The 19701-nt window shown below is 41.8% G+C and carries 22 protein-coding genes; 11 read left to right on the top strand and 11 right to left on the bottom strand.

What is annotated here, in order from left to right:
* Positions 1-46: 46 nt before the first annotated feature.
* The gene (locus V7137_RS22825; protein WP_335700202.1) at positions 47-1678 is read right to left on the bottom strand and encodes an SWIM zinc finger family protein; all 1632 of its coding nucleotides are present in this window, start codon (positions 1676-1678) and stop codon (positions 47-49) included.
* A gap of 299 nt (positions 1679-1977) precedes the next feature.
* Between V7137_RS22825 and V7137_RS22820 the strand changes: the two genes are divergently transcribed.
* Complete coding sequence (locus V7137_RS22820; protein ID WP_335700201.1) at positions 1978-3396, top strand: outer membrane protein assembly factor BamB family protein; 1419 nt, start codon at positions 1978-1980, stop codon at positions 3394-3396.
* A gap of 52 nt (positions 3397-3448) precedes the next feature.
* Here V7137_RS22820 and V7137_RS22815 read toward each other — a convergent pair whose 3' ends face one another.
* Positions 3449-3586 carry a hypothetical protein gene (locus V7137_RS22815; protein WP_335700200.1) on the bottom strand — a complete coding sequence of 46 codons (138 nt, stop codon included), beginning with the start codon at positions 3584-3586 and terminating at the stop codon, positions 3449-3451.
* Between the two features lie 84 nt (positions 3587-3670).
* On the opposite strand from V7137_RS22815, the gene V7137_RS22810 reads away from it, so the two are divergent.
* Positions 3671-3826 (top strand): hypothetical protein, encoded by a 156-nt coding sequence (locus tag V7137_RS22810; protein ID WP_335700199.1) that lies wholly within the window; start codon positions 3671-3673, stop codon positions 3824-3826.
* 227 nt (positions 3827-4053) lie between these two features.
* Here V7137_RS22810 and V7137_RS22805 read toward each other — a convergent pair whose 3' ends face one another.
* Positions 4054-4191 (bottom strand): hypothetical protein, encoded by a 138-nt coding sequence (locus V7137_RS22805; RefSeq protein WP_335700198.1) that lies wholly within the window; start codon positions 4189-4191, stop codon positions 4054-4056.
* A gap of 174 nt (positions 4192-4365) precedes the next feature.
* On the opposite strand from V7137_RS22805, the gene V7137_RS22800 reads away from it, so the two are divergent.
* Positions 4366-4557 (top strand): hypothetical protein, encoded by a 192-nt coding sequence (locus V7137_RS22800; RefSeq protein WP_335700197.1) that lies wholly within the window; start codon positions 4366-4368, stop codon positions 4555-4557.
* A 117-nt stretch (positions 4558-4674) separates the two neighbouring features.
* Here the strand turns inward: V7137_RS22800 and V7137_RS22795 are convergent, their stop codons facing one another.
* From V7137_RS22795 to V7137_RS22780, 4 genes are all read right to left on the bottom strand, one after another.
* The gene (locus tag V7137_RS22795) at positions 4675-4872 is read right to left on the bottom strand and encodes a hypothetical protein (protein WP_335700196.1); all 198 of its coding nucleotides are present in this window, start codon (positions 4870-4872) and stop codon (positions 4675-4677) included.
* A gap of 64 nt (positions 4873-4936) precedes the next feature.
* Positions 4937-5359 carry a hypothetical protein gene (locus V7137_RS22790; RefSeq protein ID WP_335700195.1) on the bottom strand — a complete coding sequence of 141 codons (423 nt, stop codon included), beginning with the start codon at positions 5357-5359 and terminating at the stop codon, positions 4937-4939.
* Between the two features lie 162 nt (positions 5360-5521).
* The gene (locus V7137_RS22785) at positions 5522-5683 is read right to left on the bottom strand and encodes a hypothetical protein (RefSeq protein WP_335700194.1); all 162 of its coding nucleotides are present in this window, start codon (positions 5681-5683) and stop codon (positions 5522-5524) included.
* Positions 5684-6015: 332 nt separating this feature from the next.
* Positions 6016-7548, bottom strand: coding sequence for a multicopper oxidase family protein (locus tag V7137_RS22780; protein ID WP_335700193.1), 1533 nt, complete (start codon positions 7546-7548; stop codon positions 6016-6018).
* A gap of 298 nt (positions 7549-7846) precedes the next feature.
* Here V7137_RS22780 and V7137_RS22775 point away from each other — a divergent pair, with 298 nt between their 5' ends.
* Positions 7847-9082: an SH3 domain-containing protein gene (locus tag V7137_RS22775; RefSeq protein WP_335700192.1), complete on the top strand. Its 1236-nt coding sequence runs from the start codon at positions 7847-7849 to the stop codon at positions 9080-9082.
* A 267-nt stretch (positions 9083-9349) separates the two neighbouring features.
* Here V7137_RS22775 and V7137_RS22770 read toward each other — a convergent pair whose 3' ends face one another.
* The 4 genes from V7137_RS22770 to V7137_RS22755 form a co-directional block, all read right to left on the bottom strand.
* Positions 9350-9724: a CotD family spore coat protein gene (locus V7137_RS22770; RefSeq protein ID WP_420490165.1), complete on the bottom strand. Its 375-nt coding sequence runs from the start codon at positions 9722-9724 to the stop codon at positions 9350-9352.
* Between the two features lie 461 nt (positions 9725-10185).
* Positions 10186-10716, bottom strand: a complete 531-nt coding sequence (locus tag V7137_RS22765) for an SRPBCC family protein (protein ID WP_335700191.1) — start codon at positions 10714-10716, stop codon at positions 10186-10188.
* A gap of 31 nt (positions 10717-10747) precedes the next feature.
* Positions 10748-11287 (bottom strand): SRPBCC family protein, encoded by a 540-nt coding sequence (locus V7137_RS22760; protein WP_335700190.1) that lies wholly within the window; start codon positions 11285-11287, stop codon positions 10748-10750.
* Complete coding sequence (locus V7137_RS22755; RefSeq protein WP_335700189.1) at positions 11271-11606, bottom strand: ArsR/SmtB family transcription factor; 336 nt, start codon at positions 11604-11606, stop codon at positions 11271-11273. Before V7137_RS22755 ends, V7137_RS22760 begins: the two co-directional genes overlap by 17 nt.
* A gap of 443 nt (positions 11607-12049) precedes the next feature.
* Between V7137_RS22755 and V7137_RS22750 the strand changes: the two genes are divergently transcribed.
* The 7 genes from V7137_RS22750 to V7137_RS22720 all read left to right on the top strand — a co-directional run bounded on the left by V7137_RS22750 (position 12050) and on the right by V7137_RS22720 (position 19609).
* On the top strand, positions 12050-13255 hold the full coding sequence (locus tag V7137_RS22750; RefSeq protein ID WP_335700188.1) for an ROK family transcriptional regulator: 1206 nt from the start codon (positions 12050-12052) through the stop codon (positions 13253-13255).
* A gap of 183 nt (positions 13256-13438) precedes the next feature.
* The gene (locus V7137_RS22745; RefSeq protein ID WP_335700187.1) at positions 13439-14704 is read left to right on the top strand and encodes an ABC transporter substrate-binding protein; all 1266 of its coding nucleotides are present in this window, start codon (positions 13439-13441) and stop codon (positions 14702-14704) included.
* 72 nt (positions 14705-14776) lie between these two features.
* Positions 14777-15724: a carbohydrate ABC transporter permease gene (locus V7137_RS22740; protein ID WP_335700186.1), complete on the top strand. Its 948-nt coding sequence runs from the start codon at positions 14777-14779 to the stop codon at positions 15722-15724.
* Between the two features lie 71 nt (positions 15725-15795).
* A complete protein-coding gene (locus V7137_RS22735) occupies positions 15796-16557 on the top strand; it encodes a carbohydrate ABC transporter permease (RefSeq protein ID WP_335700209.1) in 762 nt (253 codons plus the stop codon).
* Positions 16558-16598: 41 nt separating this feature from the next.
* Positions 16599-17576, top strand: coding sequence for an ROK family protein (locus tag V7137_RS22730; RefSeq protein ID WP_335700185.1), 978 nt, complete (start codon positions 16599-16601; stop codon positions 17574-17576).
* Positions 17577-17621: 45 nt separating this feature from the next.
* Positions 17622-18641, top strand: coding sequence for a Gfo/Idh/MocA family protein (locus tag V7137_RS22725; protein ID WP_335700184.1), 1020 nt, complete (start codon positions 17622-17624; stop codon positions 18639-18641).
* Complete coding sequence (locus tag V7137_RS22720) at positions 18638-19609, top strand: Gfo/Idh/MocA family protein (protein WP_335700183.1); 972 nt, start codon at positions 18638-18640, stop codon at positions 19607-19609. Before V7137_RS22725 ends, V7137_RS22720 begins: the two co-directional genes overlap by 4 nt.
* Positions 19610-19701 lie beyond the last annotated feature (92 nt).

The raw sequence follows: 19701 nt of genomic DNA, 5'->3' as shown, positions 1-19701 counted from the left end.
AGCCCCGCACCAAAAACCTAAAACAGCGCAGAACTCGTACCTATTGCTATCCCTCAATCAACTTACTCCGCTTACACTCTTCATGAAATGCCCGGAGCCGCTTCGTCCGCTCTAGCAACGTGTCTAAGTAATACTCCCAATCATCAACCCGTTTCAACTTCTTATACAGCGTCCGCAGCTTCTTTAAATGCCGCACCGCCATCCGGTAACTGGCCCGGTTCTTCTGATCAATCTCCTTTTGCGCCGTTTGATGCAGCATCCCGAGCAGCACCTCAGGCCGCTCCTTCTCAATCTGCTTCAACCGGTCCTTCGGCAACTCATAATAATCCAAGCCGACAAACGCCTGGAGCTCACCCCAGCGGTCATACTGCTTCCGCTCAAACAACACAAACTCATAATCCCCGAAGCTGTACGGCAGCATCACAAGCAGCGCCCGCTCATACAAATCGACCCGTTCACTCTCCGCACAATAGGGTGCTACCGACCGCAGCGCATTCCGGACAAACGTCGCACAAGAATGATAACCACCGAGCTGCTCCAAATACTCCTTCACTTTTTGCAAAAATAACTCAATTACCGGGCCGACTCGCTTCCACGCCTTCAGTCCCGACAAATAATCAATCCAAAACACCAAATACGGCGTAATCTCCTCATCACTAAACGGCCCGACCAACTTCAACGCCGCCTCATCATTCCCAAGCAAGAAATTCAAATGAATCCCAGCAAGCAAGAGCGCCGCAGGGCTCTCCCAATCCTGGAGCTCCTTCAGCCGCGCCTGGATCTTCACCAACTCTTCTTCACGCCATGCCTTCTTTTTGAAAAAATGAATCCACAACAGCCGGTACAAGAAAAACCGCTCATACTGCAAGCCCTGCGTACAGTTCAGGATCTCAAACGTGTCAGCCCGCAATTTATCAACAAACTCATCAAAATCAAACGGCAGCGATTGCACGCCAATCTTTATCGAGAGATCCTCGGCATCATCCATTAAATTATGGAACAAATGCAAATAAGCCCGCTTCACCGTATCCTCATCATGACCTAACTGATCACTCAAGCGCGCCAACTTCTGAAACGACACGACAATTCCGACCAGCTCATACAGCAAGCGCCATTCCTGCTCCACCGGCGCACTCGCATGAATCCGGCGCTCATAAATCCCAAACAACTCCGGAATCACATACGCACTCGTGTACTTCTTCGTCGCCAGCAGCGTATCAAAACTCACCTCAAACGAATGAACCCAGCGCCCATAATCCGGCTTCGAGACCCCATTCGCCTTAATCAAATCCTTCGCCGTCTTCATTCCCCAGTTCGAGAAAGCCGTCTTCTCCTTCATCGGCTCACGCCACTCGGTCACCCAATCAGCCACACTGCCAACTCGAGAATACGCACTAAAAAAAACCGCCATCTGATGTCGGCAAAACCCCTCACCTGGACACGAACACTTACTCAACGACAAATATTCAAATTCCAGCGTCACATAACACGGCGTCACGTCCTGAACCGTCGCTGTAATTTTCTCATTCCATACCTGTAGCTGCTTCACCAGCCCTTGCCGGTACAACATTAAACCCTTCTGAACCAGCCGAGCATCCTCCGTCACTGTTGGGTGCAGCAATTCCCGCACCTGATCCCCAAAAAGCTCAATCTTCTCACTCAAAGGTGTCGACTCCAAAGCCACAACCCCCTTTACAACCCCAAACAAATTTTTTAGAAAAATCCATATTCCTCTATTATACCCAAAAAAGCACCTTTTTGAAAAATGAACTCATAATGGTGCCTGACACTGTGTGAAAAAATCACATGGTGCCTGACACCAAAACCCCTTCGAAAAATCGAAAATATTGAATACAAGTAAGATAGATTTCTTTAACAGGACAAATTGACGTTCAATCATCATAAATATAGTGGAAATTTTGGTAAAAATAGGTTATATTTTTCTAGGATAAAAGCTATAGGCACAGGGGGATTAAAATGAGATTTATAGGTAAATGGTTTGGTAGTTTATTTGTTTTAGCATTAATTATGTTGGTTTTACCATCGTTGCAAGCAAATGCAAGCACCACCACCAAGTTCTATCAGGATGGGACGTGTACCGATTGCTTTACTTCTTTGTACACGGGTGCCAATGGAAATGTTTATCAGCTCCAATATGAAACAGGGAAAATTAATGCTTTATCCTCAGAAGGCAAGCGTTTGTGGTCATATGACTTTCCAAAGGACCACTATTTAGTAGTCGGTGGTCGAGGCGAGCAAGCCATGGACGCAAAGGGGAATTTTTACATAGGTGTTGAAAATAACGGATTTAGCAACCAAAATGGTGTGTATTTAGCCTCACTCAATTCGAAGGGGAAGTTAAATTGGCAATTTAAGCTTGAGAATGGCGGGCCGGCTAGACCATTAATCGGGACGGATGGAACGGTCTACTTTGGGTCCGGGAACCATACCGACTATATCGGGCCTTATTCCGAAAGTACGTTTTATGCTGTTTCCTCAAAAGGAAAAAAGAAATGGAGCGTCAAACTAAAAGGAGATGCATTTGGTTCAACAAGCACTTTTGATAGCAAACAAAATATCGTGATCCATACAAATAACGATGAAGGCGCGTGGAAATATACGATTTCCAAAACTGGAAAAATCCTTTCAGAAAAAGAGACAAGCACTTATGCGGCATTTCTCGACAAATCCGAAAATAGCTACGGGATTGATTACAATAGTAATTCGTTAGTAGTTACAAGCAAAAGCGGGAAAAAGCTTTGGAGCTATAAAGGTAAAGAAGGCATCGGGATTGGCCATGTGACGGCTGGAGGAACCGTCATTCTTTCTAATGACAGCTATACATTATCGATCACAAAGGGGAAAGTGAACTGGAAAACAAAGGTTACTGGATCTGTTGTTTCTAGTAGTCAAGGCCTATATGTTTTAAACAATGAGATGAATTGGGACACTAACACAGGAAAGCTACGCATCTACCTTCTTGACAGCAAGAGCGGGAAAATCAAGTATTCATCAACCCAAAATTTCTACTCATTCCAAACTGCGGTTCATCCAAAAGGGTACGTGTTAGTCTCCAAAAATCGTACCATATACAAAGTTGCTCTATTCAAAGAGAAATCCCCGGCCTTAAAATCAGGCCAAGTGAAGCTGACCAATAATAAAAGCAAAAGCGATACTGTCAAAGTTACCGGATTGAAAAAAGGAGATACCATTAAAATCTACAACGCCAGCAGCAAAGGAAAACTACTCGCCACTAAGAAAGCATCCAGTTCAAGCACAACCATATCGATTAAGCAGCTAGGGAAGAAGGCTGGAAAAGTCTATCTTACCGTAACCAGAACCGGTATGAGTGAAAGTTCTCGTACAGCAGTGGCTTTCAAAAGTGAGAAAAAATAACTAAAACGGGGCATAATATTATCCCAAACTAAAAAAAGAGCCAGCCCTCACATCATGGGGTTGGCTCAAACTTTGTGGCATCATTTTTTGATAGAGTAGAACAATATTCAAACAAGTGCGTAAGATAGCCGTTAAGCTCAAAACCTTCCTCATTAGCAAACTCCGACAATAACAATGTATCTTCCTTCATCCTTATAACCCCCTTGAATATGTACTTACCATCATTATTACCAAACTATCATTCTCTTAAACATAAAAAATGGTAATTTAAAAAGTGTTTGGCGGAAAAGTAGTCAAAGTTGGCGGAATCATGCCACAGTTCGGCGGGATCCGCATCCAAATCGGCGGGATCCGCATCCAAATCGGCGGAATTACTCCACAGTTTTTTCGCGGAATCCACGTCCAATTAGGCGGAATCCACACTCCATAAGAGAGCAGCAATCTCAAAAATACCTCAACCCATCGTCTATCAGCGAATATAGGCTCCGTATCAGCGAGTTTCCCTATTCAATCAGCGAATATAAAAACCATTCCGCAATTCATAAAGGAGCAGTCCAACCGTACATTTAGATAATTACCTTCCTTTTAATCTGAATGACCGATCATCTGGCCCCAACACTGTAGCATAAATACAAAAAAAGAGCCGCCCCCTCAGATCTAAGGGGTTGGCTCCATCTTCGTAACTTCTGTATCTGATAGACTAGAAATATATTCAAATAAACTCGTAAGATAGCTATTAAGCTCAAAACCTTCCTCATTCACAAACTCCGATAATAACAACTTATTCTCCTTCACCCTCAAAACCCCCTCGAAATTCGTTCTGTCATCAGTATCGCCAAACTATCACTCTCGTATACACTGTTTCTCCGTAAATTTTGCAACTAAGCCTGCCTCTATCAATTCTGAAAGAACCGAAAAAACAGGTAAAAATGTATGATAGAAAATAGACCTCAGAGTAGGAGGAAGGATATGAGATTCATAGAAAAACGGCTTGGCGGTTTGATGATATGGAGCTGCACGCTTCCGATAGGAACCTATTTAATAGCGGACCTCCTGGGCGAGGAACTAGCTGATTCAATTCCATTGGAGTGGACAACTCAAAAAGGCGCACCGATAAAAAATATTTATCTTTTAATTGAGACAGCCCAATCATTTGAATAGCAGAAAAAGAGGCGACTCCGAGTAAGTCTCCTCTTTTTTATCGAAAATCAACTATATTTTTATAAAAGTATTAAACCTTCCTCATTCGCAAACTCCGGCAATAAGAAAAATAACAAGCTAATAGTAAGGATAACCATATCCATAATGATGGTAACCGTAACCATATGGAGATAAAAATGGGCTGCCATACATTCCACCCATAACCCCGCCTAAGAAAGGGGCACCGAAAAGTGGGCTCCCATAGTGAAAAGGGTGGTGGAAATGAAATATCCGTCTTACATCATTTTCATTAAATTGATCCATTTGTAATTGCATATATAATCCGTTCCTTTTTTCGATGTAGTTTTAATACAAAATTCCAACATCCTATAAATAACTTTTATGGGATGTACTCTGTCGGTATCAATTTCTTTTTTTCCTCCATAATGATTTGCGTACCTGCGTTTGCTTCTAATACAGTCCCTAATGATTGTAACCAATCTCCTAAATTGGTGATTTCTTGTGCTTCCAATGTGAGCGCATCGTCATCGGTTAGCACCTGTCCTGTAACACCAATTCCTTCAAAAAACTGCCCCATGGTTTGAATCCATGCTCCCAATAATATCTGCCTTTCATTGGCATCCGATCTGACTTCCTCATCAATCAACATAATCTTAGATAAATAATATGTCTCCAGTATTTGACCAATAAATTGAATCCAGACTGCAACGGAGACTTGTTTTTCAAGTTGTAACAACAATTCCTTATTGTCAGAATTACTATTTTCCTTGGTTGCCTTTTTATCTTCCGTTTGAGCACTCACTGTATTTCACTCCATTCTTTATATCCTTATGCAAATATCTAGGGGAATGCCTTTATAAATTCGCCCTTTTAGTCAATAAAGATTTGATCGGACCCTTCCTTGAAGAACAAAAAAGCCGCCCAATAGGGCAGCTCAATCTTACTTTTCATACAATTCTTCACTTCACAAAATACCACCATTACTATTGTTATTTTCTGGTGGATATTCCCTTAACTTCTCTGTGAGTTGACCTTCAGTAGGGGGAGTCGACCCATATTTTTTATCAAAATAAACAGCAATTCCAGCCAATATAATGACAGGGGTAAATATATATATCCAAATCATGATAACACCTCCATACTCCACAAACGAATTACTAACATTATATAATAAATTTTACTTTTTTTTACAATTATTTGTTAATAAATCCAGTTGCAGATTATGGAGGTACGGTGCAATATCCCCTTATTTTAACTGGATGCTTCTAGGCAGAATTGTTGTAACTTCCTAATTCAGATGGTCCCATTACAGTTATGGCAGCGATAGGGAATAAGCCGATGGAAAAAACGCTCAGGGCTAAGCACTGAGCGTTGTTATTGCTAATGGAGATTTTGTGCTTCAAAACCAAACCCGTTAATGATTTGGCAGCCTCCATTAAATCCCCATTGGTCAATTCCTTACCGAATAACAATAAACGGTCTCATCATCTCATAATCCTCGTGCTCGAGCATATGACAGTGCCAGACATACAAACCTGTAAAAGGGCCAAACTTCATAATAATTCGAGTGACCTGGTTGGGGTCAGCGCGGACCGTATCCTTCCAGCCGCGTTCTTGTGGTTCGGGAGGAAGTGGCGGACCTGTGTAATGGATGGATTTCTCCTTGTTATATCTGTCAACATCGAAATTCCGCCGGTCTATGACTTGGAAATCAATTAAATGAATATGGATAGGGTGGGAATCCGGAGACAAATTGATCAGATACCATATTTCAGTGGAGCCCAATTTCGGATTTTCAGTGATCGGGTCATCCCACTGCTTGTTATCCAATAACATCAAGGGCCGACCATATCGATCCATATTGTCAGTAAAAGTGAGGTTTCGTGACTTGGAAGCGGATTGTTCATTCATCAACGGGTAAGGCATCATATACGCTGGAATCACACTCGTATCGACATTCGCCAGGGGCCGTGTCACTCTAAACTGCATCACGGTGCCCGTATGTTCATTGACTGGATCACCACTTGGAAATGGCGCAGGAGCATCGTTTGTCATGATAATATGTTTCCCCTCAAGATTGGTAAAATCAATGATCACATCGGCCCGTTCTGCAGGTGATAACATGATTTCGTTGACACCAAGCGGCTGCTGCATCAATCCTCGTTCCGTCGCAATTAGATACATCCGTTGTCCCGAATCAAGCTTGATCCGAAAAAAACGACTATTCGCTGCGTTGAGGAGCCGAAATCGATATTTACGGGGTTCTACATTTAAGTAGGGGTACACTTTGCCATTCACCAAGATGGTGTCGCCAAAAAATTCAGGAACGATGGACGTTTCCAATTCTGGGACAGGTTTTTGGGGCTGCTTCGGGTAATAAAGCGAACCATCTTGATTGAAAGTCTTGTCTTGAATGACAAGCGGGACGTCATATTTCCCACTTGGTAAATTAAATGACCGCTCCAGTGGATCTCTGATCAGATAGAACCCGGCCAATCCAGCATACACATTAAGTCGTGTGATCCCAAGGGTATGGTCATGATACCAAAGGGTGGATGCTCGATCGCAATTATCATATTGATAGACTTGCTTTTTAAAAAAAGGACCCACCTTTTCGAATCCCTTTGTAAACCAAGCCTCCGGGTAGCCATCGCTTTCCCATTCGACACAAGCACCATGGACATGGACGACCGTTCGAACTTCCTGGACATCTTTATGGGCACCGTGTACCGTATAGTCGACAGGCAAGAGATGTTTGTCGGGCAGATCGTTCATCCACTTGATAAACACTTTTTCGCCGCTTTCCACCTCTATCGTTGGCCCCGGGTAGCTGCCTTCGTACCCCCACACGGTTGTCTCATTCAAGTCACGATGGAGGGATTGCTTAAATTCCGTCATCTTGACTTCATAATACGTATAGACCGAATCCTTCCATTGAGGTTTTAAAATCGGAGGAATCGGCAGTTCATCTACAAATTTAGAGAGCATCATCGTTCCGCTCCTTTATAACGGCTTGATTCCTGTTTGGTTTTTCCAAAGATAAGTTCTCATCACAGTAATGTATGACACAAATTTCGAAAATATATCAATGAAAACGCGGGGAGTAACCGTCGAATTAATACTTTTTCAAAAAAACAATCATGTTTGCGACAGAAAATGTTGGGAATTGTCGAACAATACAGAGGGGGGTAATATGTCATGGGCCGCATTTCATGACACCCATAATCCCATACCCGTAAATCCAACGACGGAAATTTACCTCAATGAGTGAATAGGAGAACCAGTGAACATGACGAAAGAGTTATTTGTAAATGGCGAATTAACACAAAGCAGGAAAGAAACGCACGGAAAACACAAGCACCCAGAATTCACTTCAAGGATGGAAAAACGCGAATATGAAAAGAACACCCATTTTTTTGATATTCGAAATGTATTAGATGTCAAAGGATTCTTAAAAGATATTCGTGCCGATTGGAATACATATGTGGCACAAATTAACCAATGGATTCAAAAAAGCCCGGTAAAAAGACTTGTCGTAACGGGCATCTTTACCGTTGTCCTTAGCTTTTTTGCAAGCACTTCCAATGCAGCTTTTATTCAGGAATATACATATCAGGTGAAAAATGGCGAAAAAATCGAGAACATCGCCGCAGAACATGGAATAACCGCACAAGAAATATTAGAAGCGAACGGGATCACGTCCATTAACGGTAAAAAAATTCTTTTACCAAAAGTACATAACAGAAACGTTACCGCCACCACACTAAATGTTCGGTCCCAACCTAACACGAAAAGCAGTATCATTGGCACCTATCAGAAAGGGGATGTTGTGAAGGTTTCATTCGTAGAAAACGGCTGGGCCGGCATTCTCATAAAAGGAAGAGTTTGTTTTGTGAGTGCCGATTATCTTACCACACCTGGTGAAATGACTAAACCAGCTGTAACTCAACTCAAAACAATGTATGTAACAGCCGATTCGCTCCGAGTTCGAGAGGGTGCCTCCACGAGTAGTGCGGTCCTCGGTTCGGTAAAATTAAACGATATGGTGTCTGTAAAATCATCAATGAATGGTTGGGCACAGATTCATTTTAACGGCAAAGTAGCGTTTGTTAATAAAACCTATTTAACGACCAATAAACCAGCAACAACAAATCCAAGTTCAACCGTGTACGTGATTAAACCCGGTGACACGTTTGCAAAAATCGGCAAAACCTTAAATATCTCAGTGGCATCCATTCAGAAACTGAATCCAACAGTGGACTCATCCAAGTTAACAATTGGACAAAAAATTAATATCCCTGCCACAACTGTATCGGCAACTACTAATCAATTAATAGTGGCAGCTCAAATACAAACGGTTGACCCAAAAGGAACGTTTCGTTTTACAACCTCTACCGGTAGCAGCAATGTTGCCAAAGCATCAGGCGGCTTGCTAAAAGAAGTATTGAATCATCGTGGGGAAAACGTAACTCTCACACTTGAAGGAAAAAGGGGTCAGCAAATGACTTTATTATCACTTCAATAAATTCTACCAAGAGCCTCAGTCACGAGGCTCTTTTTATTTGATCGTTCAAGAAATGATGTAACTTAAAAGGGGTTTGGCGGAAAAGTAGGTAAAGTTGGCGGAATTACATCCAAGTTTGGCGGAATCCGCATCTAATTGGGCGGAATCACTCCACAGTTTGGCGGAATTCATGTCCAAATCGGCGGAATCCCAACCTCCATAACTAAGGCTGTTTTCGCATGAATGGTTGTTTTTCGTATAAGAAAAAATCCCCCCTAAAGGGGAGGACTAGAATCCAAATGGCCCGGGAGGACAACAAGGATTATGTGGCATACCGCACATCGTATGTGTTTCACAGCATTCATTTACAACGGATTCGGTATGTGGGAAATAGTGTTGATGATTAATCATTTGCTTGTTGACTGTAGTCGTGTGAGAAGGATGTAGATGCGTTACTACTTTATTAAATATATTTGTCTTAACATATTGTTGTCCTGGTGAAACTAACGGTGGATCATATTGAGCAGGAAACACTTGGGGCGGGCAGTATTGCGGACATCCTTGTTGTGGAATGTATGGTGCTGGCATCGGTTGTATAGGAGCTATTTGATTTGGCATTACATTAGATGGAAAACCACCAAATCCACTTTGTCTATTCATCATTAAATGACCTCCATATGAATTTGTCTTGTCACATCAGTAGTCTATGTGAACTTTTGATTATGTGGACTAGTTGGATACCTATTTTTTTCAACAGGAACTGGCATTTGTAGTCCGATTAATCCCCATTTACCTATACATTGGCACATCCAGGATCTCATTCGGAGGAAACTTCCTATATCAAACTGCTTCTTTTCGACTAAAGGGCAAGATAGTTGAATTGAACAGCTAAATTCCACTTACAATTATGGGAATTCTGAAAAAATGACATGGATATTCCATGCCAATAGTTGTGTGATCCCCAATAGCGCTGATACTGAGGAACGTAAGGGGTTTGAGGGTATTGTGGAATATAATGGGGCTGTAGAAAATGTCATAAATCGCTCCCAACTCTCACCCAAAAGAAAAAACACCGATTATCGGTGCTTATTCTTTACAACACAGGGCAGCAAATATCCAATTCCTCACGCCATAGCCAAGTAATCGTGAAGCTGATCAAAGGTTCCGCCAAAGCCTTGCTTCATGGATTCAAACTCTTCCACAAATCTCTTGCGTTCTTCTTCAGATGCATTGATTGGACCACCTCGAAGGGTGATGGTGGTTTTGCCTTCATTTTCTGAAAGAGTTAGTGTATTTAATATTTCCAGCGGCCAGATTGGGCTAAAAGGTGCACGAACTGTATTGCCCTCTTCATCAGAAAACGAATTGATAAAGACGAGCTTCTCTGGAGAGATGATTTCGCGATAAATAAACTTGCCCCACATTTCGTGGCCGTCTTCGGATCGCATTCTGTAGTGGAAGATCCCATCTGGGCGGAGTTCGAACTTATTTATATCTAACGCGAAGCCTTTTGGTCCCCACCAGTGCTTAAGATGCTCAGGCTCGGTCCAAACCTTGAACACTAGCTCTCGTGGTGCATTGAAGGTTCGCGTGATCACCAATTCACTTTTTTCAGGATTCATGGTAGCAGAGTTAGTTAGATTTTCATTTAGCATTTTAGTTCCTCCTTCGATAAGGTTTTGTTTATTAAATCTTTGCCAATTGTTCCTCAAGACGATCAAGTGTGGATTTTGCCCCTTCAATGGCCCCGTACTGCTTGACCACCTTATCCAATTCTTCTGCAGACTTGAAGCGTGTCCGCATGTTGAGTGCAGTTTTATTTCCTTCATCTTCGAACATCACAGTCACATGAAATGGTTCGTCGTCTCCACCGCCATGGGAATAAACGAGCTTTTCGGGGCTCACAACCTCGATGTATTCAATGTAATTGTCATAATCTACACCATCGGGACCGTGCATAACGTAACGCCATACACCACCTGGCTTCACGTCAATTTCTTGTACTGTAATCGTAAAACCTTTTGGTCCCCACCAGTGGGGCAGATGTTCGGGATCCGTCCAAGTCTTATATACAAGCTCACGTGGCGCATCAAAGATACGGGAGACCACGAGTTCCCGTCCCTCTATGGACGTAACGGTGTTATTAGTTGCATTACTTTCTAGCATTTTAGTTCCTCCTTTATCAGATTGATGATACTTTCCGACAGGACTACTGTTTGTCGTCATTCTTCACTTCCTTACATTGGAGGACCTGCAGGTAATCGTCTAAGCGATCTAATCTCTCGTTCCAGATGTGGCGGTAAGACTCCAACCATGCATCAAGCTCTTTGAACGGCTCAGCTCTCAGTTTGTAGATTCGGCGATTGGCCATCGCTTGCACCTCGACGAGCCCGGCATTATTAAGTACGCGAAGATGTTTGGAAGCTTGCGGCTGGTTGAGCCCAAGTCGATCGGCAATTTCCCCTACTGTGAGAGGACCGTCACGCAAGAGTTCGACTATGTGAAGACGGTTGGGTTCAGCAAGAGCATTCAAAGTTGTTTTCATGAATTCAATATACTTGAAAAGGAATATTCCTGTCAAGGAATATTCTAAGTGTTTTTCCCTAATTTGTGTTCCGTGGCACCTCTGTGAGAGTTTGCAGTCTGATTTTTCCTAAATGAGGGGCTCTAGTTAATATGCGCAGATTAGCTTTATAAACTCTTTAATATATTTGATCTTCAATAATCCGGCGCCATTCTTTAATAAGAAGACGTCCATTTTGAATGGTCTGTGAGTTTTTACCTGTTTTTTAGAAAATTTAATATTTTCTGAATGTAAGTGTTTACAATTTTAGATGCTCAATTTAATATACTTAATAAAGAGGTTGGAAAAAGAAACCATAAAATTTATAATTTCAGCAAAAATACGTGTGAATATACAAAAATATTTACAAACTTTATAAAGTCACTGCAAAAAGTAAGTCTAATGGAGTAAGAGGTGTTTGAAAGATGCGTAGGACAGGCGACTTGAAACTCATGCAAGAACTGAATAGGTCTATTATTCTCGATACCATTCGAAAACAAGGTCCTATTTCCAGAAGTGATATCGCAAAGTTAATTAACATAAGCCCCACGACAGTGACTTCCGCCGTTCACGAACTAATTAATGAAGGGGTTGTACGAGAAGACGGTATTGGCACTTCCAGTGGAGGCAGGAAGCCGGTTTTACTTAGGTTCGATCCTAATACCAGGTATGTCATTGGAGTTTCGATTACGAATTCATTTATTAAAATAGCTGAGATGAATTTGGAAGGCCGCATTTTAAGAAAGGAGATTCATCCCACTAATTATAGTCAAGGTCAGGAAATCATCAGCCTTACCTTAAAAATGATTCATCAGTTCCTGGAGTCGAAGGAAAATCTCGATGGGTGTGAAGGAATCTCGATTATCACCCCTGGGATTGTCGATGCAGCAAAAGGAATTATCTCTTATAATTCTAAACTTAAACTTTATGACATTCCTTTAAAACAGTTAGTCGAAAATCAATTTGGCCAGCCGACCTTTTTAGACAATGATACGAATGCCTATGTATTGGCGGAGAATTACTTTGGTTCATTCGGTCATTTTAAAGATTTGGTTTATATCACAATTGGTGATGGGGTCGGATCGGGAATTATGGTGAATGGAAAAATTATCCGCGGGTTTAAAGGCAGCTCGGGTGAACTAGGCCACACCACGATAGTAAAGGGTGGTCCGAAATGCGAATGTGGAAACGAAGGGTGTTTGGAAAATTATATTAATTGGCCAGCCGTTTACTCGAAAATTGTATCCGCTTTAATGACCCGAGGGAAGGAAACGGTCATCAGGAATCTGGTTGGAGAGGATTTCAACCGGATCACGCCATCTGTTTTTGTTAAAGCCATAAATGAAGGAGACAGTTTATGCCTTGATATTATGGACGAAATGGTTTCTCATCTTTCCACAAGCATTATTAATATCATCCACCTGCTAAACCCCGAAGTGATTATTCTTAGCGGTGAAATCGTCCAAGAAAATAGCATCTTTGTAGATTCTATTAAAGACTATGTGTCTAGGCATGTTCTTCCCATTCTGAATGAAGAGGTAAACATTCAGCCTACTTCCCTGGGAGCCGATTTTGAAATGCTGGGAGCAGCTGCCGTTATTTTACAGGAAAAATATCAATTTACGATTTAATAACCAAACAAAAGTCACTTTTTAGGAGGTGATAGAAGGTCTGTTTAAACTTGCTACATATGTCTCTTAACAGGAATGGCTAAATTGCTTCTAGAATCTACTAAACTAAATTTATCGTCTGCTTGGTTTTGCAATCTTTTATAAGTTTCATGAAGACAAAAAAGATTATTAAGGGGGATAAAGATGAAAAAGTTGAGGTTATTGGTTCACCTGCTGCTAATCCTTACTGTTGTTGCCATGTCTGCTTGCTCTAACACTCAGAGCAGCGGTAAAGAAAAAAAGACGATTGAAGTGGCTTTATGGGATAAGAATGCCAGTCCTGCTGTAGATAAATCGATTGAAGCATTTAAAAAACAGCATCCGGATATCAAAGTCAATGTAACCTACACTCCTTGGGAGGATTATTGGACGAAGTTGAAAACAAGCATTGGCGGTGGAAAAGGGCCTGATGTTTTCTGGATGAATGGGCCTAATTTTTATCAATATGCTTCTTCTGGTTTTATTAAGGATTTGGAACCTTACATTAAGGAAGATAGTGTGTATAAAAAGGATAACTATTTCCCTGCCGTTGTTGATTTATATAGTTATGAAGGAAAGCTCCATGCGGCACCTTATTTTATTGATTCTGTCGGGCTGTATTACAACAAAAAGATTTTCGATGATGCTGGTGTCCCTTATCCAGATGAAACATGGACTTGGGAAGATATTGAAAAGGTTGGCGAGAAGCTTTCCGATAAGAAAAAAGGTATTTACGGTTATTCCGCCGATATCAAACAGAGCCAATCTGTTTATTATGATCTCATCCATCAAGCCGGAGGCTATATTATAAACGAGGATAAGAGCAAGTCTGGATTTGATTCAGCCGAAACGAAAGAAGCCTTTCACTTTATCAAGAGGCTCATTGACAAGGGGATCTCACCTTCTGCCAAAACGGTTATGGAGACAGAAGGAAAGCAGCTGTTTTTATCTGAGAAAGTGGCCATGATTCCTGCGATTTCAGTCAGTGCAGGAGAATTTAAAGAGGTACTCGGTGATCATTTAGGAGTGGCTCCTCTTCCTAAAGGTAAAAAAGCGGCTTCCATTGTTCACGGAATTGGCTGGGCGATGAATGCAAAAACCCAAAATGATAAATTGTCCTGGGATTTAATGAAAGCCTTATCGGGTGAAGAGGGAGAAAAAGTGATTGCTGAATCAGGATTTTCCATTCCTGCTGAAAAAGACATCAGTGATATTTGGCTTAAGTCCATTCCTTCTTTAAATTTGAAAGTGTTCCTAGATGCCCAGGAATATGGAGTTCCATATCCAATTTCCAAAAATACTGCTGAGTGGCAGGATGTTGAGATGAAAGAAATTCAAGGTGCCTTCTTAGGACAGCAGCCGATCGATAAAGCATTGGATAATGTAGCCAAAAAGATGAATGAAATTCTTGCCAAAGAGAAATCAAAATAAACTAGATTGCCTAATTAAGTAGTCAAACAGGCTGCGCTACAGTCTGTTTGACTATTGAAAGGAGAGATGATTTTGAGCAGCTTTTCTTCGACTATTGAAAAGAACAAACCACATATCGATGTTGTTAGGCGGAAAAAGAAAAAGATGAATAAAGAAGCCATAACTGCGTTATTATTCATTGCTCCGACTTTTTTAGGACTTCTCATTTTCTATCTGCTGCCTGCAATTGCATCCTTTGTTTTATCCTTTTCAAACTGGGATGGAATTACCACTCCGGTATTTGTTGGCCTCGAAAATATACAGTCTTTATTACAGGATCCATCCTTTCAACGTTCAATCATCAATACGATCGTATTTACGATTGTGTCCGTACCATTATCAGTGGTGATTGCTACCTTGGTTTCCCTTATGCTAAACCAAAAGATTAAGGGAATGGTGCTTTACAGGACATTGTACTTCTTGCCGGTTGTTACGATGCCAGTAGCGGTTGGGATGGTTTGGAAATGGCTTTATAACACGGATTATGGATTGATTAACTATCTTTTAGGTGTATTCCATCTTCCTCAGCCCTCATGGCTGTTCGACCCAAATATTGCTTTGTTTTCAGTCATTCTTGTCTATATATGGATGACGGTAGGCAATAATGTCATTCTGCTGCTTGCAGGACTGCAGGGAGTTTCACACTCCTATTACGAAGCAGCCCAGATAGATGGAGCCTCGAAGATGAGGCAATTCTTAAACATTACATTGCCGATGATTACTCCAACATTGTTTTTTGTTTTTATCACTTCCATGATCAGTTCTCTTCAGATGTTTGATTTGATTTTCATTATGATTGGTGACAACAATGCTTTATTGGAGCCATTAAGAACGATCGTATTTGGAGTGTATGAATCTGGTTTTAAATACTCACAAATGGGTGTTGCCTCGGCCCAGGCCTTTCTGCTATTTATAGCGATTTTAGCCATCACGATTATCCAATTCATTTTTCAAAAGAAATGGGTTCATTATGACGCGTAGCCAGGGGGTGGAATGAATTGAAAGAAAATAAACTAACAAGCCATGTTTTGCTGATTATTGGGGCTCTTATCATGATGATGCCATTTTTGTGGATGATTTCGACATCTTTGAAATCCTACGGTGAATCCATGCAAGTGCCACCAAGTATTATCCCGAAGGAATGGCATCTTGATAATTATACAAAGGTATTCGAAAGCGTAGATTTTCTAAAGTACTATATAAACACCATGATCGTTACGACTGGACGAACTCTTTCCCAGTTATTCCTTTGTTCCTTAGCCGCATTTGCCTTCGCACGTATGAAATTTCCGTTTAAAAATCTGATTTTCATCGTCATCCTGTCTGTTTTGATGGTCCCTCCGCAAGTTATTTTAATACCGAACTATGCGATTATGACCAAGCTGGGCTGGATTGACACCTTTTATGCTTTAATTGTGCCTGGAATTTTCAGTGCCTTTGGAGTCTTTTTGCTTAGGCAGTTTTTTATGGGGATACCGAAAGAACTGGATGAGGCAGCAATTATCGATGGATGTTCGTGGTGGGGAATTTATTGGAGGGTCCTTCTCCCGAATGCTACCCCTGCCCTGATCGCCCTCGGAATTTTTACGGCACTTGCATCATGGAACGATTTTCTGTGGCCGTTAATTATGACAAACTCTGAAAATATGAGAGTTCTGTCAATCGGGATTGCTTCTTTCCAAGGACAGTACTCAACGAATTACCCATTGCTTATGGCAGGAGCCTTGTTATCTACCATCCCGATGATTATTTTGTTTATCTTTTTACAGAAACATCTCATCGCAGGTATTTCTTTAAGCGGTGTAAGAAAGTAGAAAGAATCAATGTTTCGATTAAGGAGCAGGGAGGAACTTCAGTGAAGCGAACGGAAGAGTTAGCCATCGGTCTAGATATTGGAGGTACCAAGATACTTACAGCATTAGTCTCCAAGGACGGAGAGGTCGTGTCAAAATTACAGTGCGACACGAAGGGGGGAAATGAACTTATTGGTGATCAAATCATGGATGCCATTCTAGCCCTCCTGGAGGAAGCAGAGATTGAGATGAAGCGAATTAAAGGCATTGGCATCGCCACAGCCGGAGTTATCGATTCGAAGAAGAAAGAAATCATCTATGCCAGCAACCTGAATCTAGCAAATTTTCCGATCGGAAATTTACTAGAAAAGAAGCTGGGTCTCCCTGTACAGCTCTATAATGATGCCAATGCGGCAGCAGTAGGCGAATGGATGTGGGGCGGCGGAAAAGGCAAGAGCAATCTTATTTACATAACCGTCAGCACAGGAATAGGTGCGGGAATCATCAGTAACAACAGTCTTTTAACAGGAGGTCATGATAGCGCCGGTGAATTTGGGCATATCTCCATAAATCTGAGCGGCCCCCCTTGTCCATGCGGCAATAAAGGCTGTTTAGAAAATTACGCATCAGGAACAGCGATTTCAAAAATAGCCCGTGAACGTCTTGAAAATGGGGCTGAAAGTCATTACTTTTCCGCTAAAAACAGTAATCTGACCGCCGTAGATATTTTTCGAGCAGCGAAAATGGGTGATTCCTTTTCAATCGGATTTCTGGAGGAAATTGGGGAATATCTTGGGTTAGGAATTATCAATCTGATCCATCTTTTTAATACGGAAGCAGTGATTCTTGGCGGTGGTGTGATGAACGAATCAGAGTTATTATTGCCATCGATACGAAGAACTGTTCAAAAACATGGGATTACAAGTATGGTAGAACAAGTAAACATCGAGAAATCAAAGCTTGGAAATTACGCCTGCGTAGTCGGGGCTACCGGTTTGTTTTTTAGCCATAGCCATGACCGATCCGCCCAGCCTATCTAGCGTTTAGAAGTTTCCTAATTTATTAAACAAAGGGGAGAGAAGACAATGTTAAACGTTCTGTTAATTGGAGCTGGCACCATGGGAAGTACGCATGGTGAAGCCTTCACAAAAATGGATAATGCCGTTCTTGGCGGTATCGTGGATAAAAACCTGGAAAAAGCGAAGGAGCTTGCCGGAAAATTACAAACAAGAGCATTTCAATCGTTTGAAGAGGCCATTGAAGCATTAGAAAAAGTCGATGTCGTTTCTATATGTTTGCCAACTCCCTTCCATAAACCTTTTTTGAAAAAGGCCGCAGATCAAGGGATGCATATCATTTGTGAAAAGCCGCTGGCCAGAAACCTGAAGGATGCCAGAGAAATGATAGACTACTGTCAGGAAAAAAACGTAAAACTATTCGTTGGTCATGTTGTTCGATTCTTTCCTGAGTATGTACGTGCAAAAAATATTATCGAAGAAGGAACGATCGGAAACGTAGCGGTCGTGCGTACATCAAGAGGTGGAGGTTTTCCGTACGGATCAGATGATTGGTATGCTGACTATGAAAGCAGCGGCGGGTTAGTTTTAGATATGATTATCCACGACTTTGACTTCCTGAGATGGTGTTTTGGGGAAGTCGACCGCGTCTATGCCAAAAGTATAAAAGAAGGAAATAAGAAGCGATTGGATTATTCATTGGTTACGTTACGCTTTAAAAATGGCGTTATCGCTCATGTAGAAGGAACATGGGCACATCAAGGGTTCACAACTAGATATGAATTTGCTGGTGAAACCGGAATTATTGAGCATGATAGTTCAAAGTCTGTTCCCATTGTGTTTGAAAGCAGAAGCAATAGTACGGTTGGCGGCGGGGTGGCTGTTCCGGAAAGTCCGTTAAAGGATAGTCCTTATTTCATTGAATTACACCATTTTATTAGCTGTATTGAAACCGGTAAAGAACCAATAGTATCAGCGGAGGACGCCTACAAAGCAATGGAAATTGCCCTATCTGCTCTCAAATCCGTTGAAACGGGCAGAGAGGTTGTCATGGATGAAAATCAAAAAGAGGAGGCCCAAATTCGATGAAGGTAGGCATTATCAGTTTCGCTCATTTACATGCTCATGGATACGCTGATGCATTAAGCAAGATCAATGGAGTTCAATTGGTGGGGATTGCGGATGAGGATGAAAGTCGTGGTGCAGACGCTGCGGCTAAGTATCATACGAAATACTTCAGCCGGTATGAAGAGTTACTGCAGCAGGATATGGATGCTGTCATCATTACGTCGGAGAATAGCAAGCACCACGAACATGTAGTGGCAGCGGCCAGGGCTGGTAAACATATCCTCTGTGAAAAACCATTAGCGACTAGGGCGGAAGATGCAAAAGAAATGATCGAGGTTTGTGAGCAGAATCGGGTTATTCTGCAAACAGCCTTTCCAGTTCGCTTTAACTCTGCGATTATTCGGGCAAAAAAGATGATTGAAAATGGGGAACTGGGGCAAATATTTGCCATTAAAGGAACGAATCGCGGTACCAATCCTGGGGGATGGTTTGTTGATCCAGCTAAGTCTGGAGGAGGAGCTGTCATCGATCATACCGTCCATGTTGTCGACATCATGAGATGGTTTATGGGTACCGAGGCCAGGGAAGTGTACGCAGAAATTGATCATGCCATCTCCTCTGATTCCATCGATGACTGCGGCATCCTTACCATTGAGTTTGAAAACGATGTATTTTCCACGCTGGATTGCAGCTGGTCACGTAACGAAACGTATCCAACCTGGGGAGACGTAACGTTAGAAATTATTGGAAGCAACGGGACGCTTAAAGTCGATGCTTTTGCACAAAAGGTAGATGTTTATGCCAAGGATGGTGTGAATTGGAATTATTGGGGCGATAACATGGATTTTGGGTTGGTCAATGACTTTTTGAATAGTGTTTCAACTGGGAAAGAACCATCGATTTCTGGTACGGATGGCCTGAAGGCTCTTGAAGTTGCATTAGCCGCCTATGAATCTGCAGAAAAAAGGCAGCCTGTCATTCTGAAATAACAGGGTTACAAGTATGGGTTTCTTGATGACATCTTTTTTTAAAGGCTGTGTTAAAGGACATTGTTGATTTTAAAGCCAAGTTGATTGGAGCG

Origin of the sequence: Neobacillus drentensis (assembly GCF_036962765.1) — a bacterium.
GTDB classification, from domain to species: domain Bacteria; phylum Bacillota; class Bacilli; order Bacillales; family Cytobacillaceae; genus Neobacillus; species Neobacillus drentensis_C.
The sequence above is the reverse complement of the archived record's forward strand: the minus strand, read 5'-3'. Positions and strand labels throughout refer to the sequence as shown.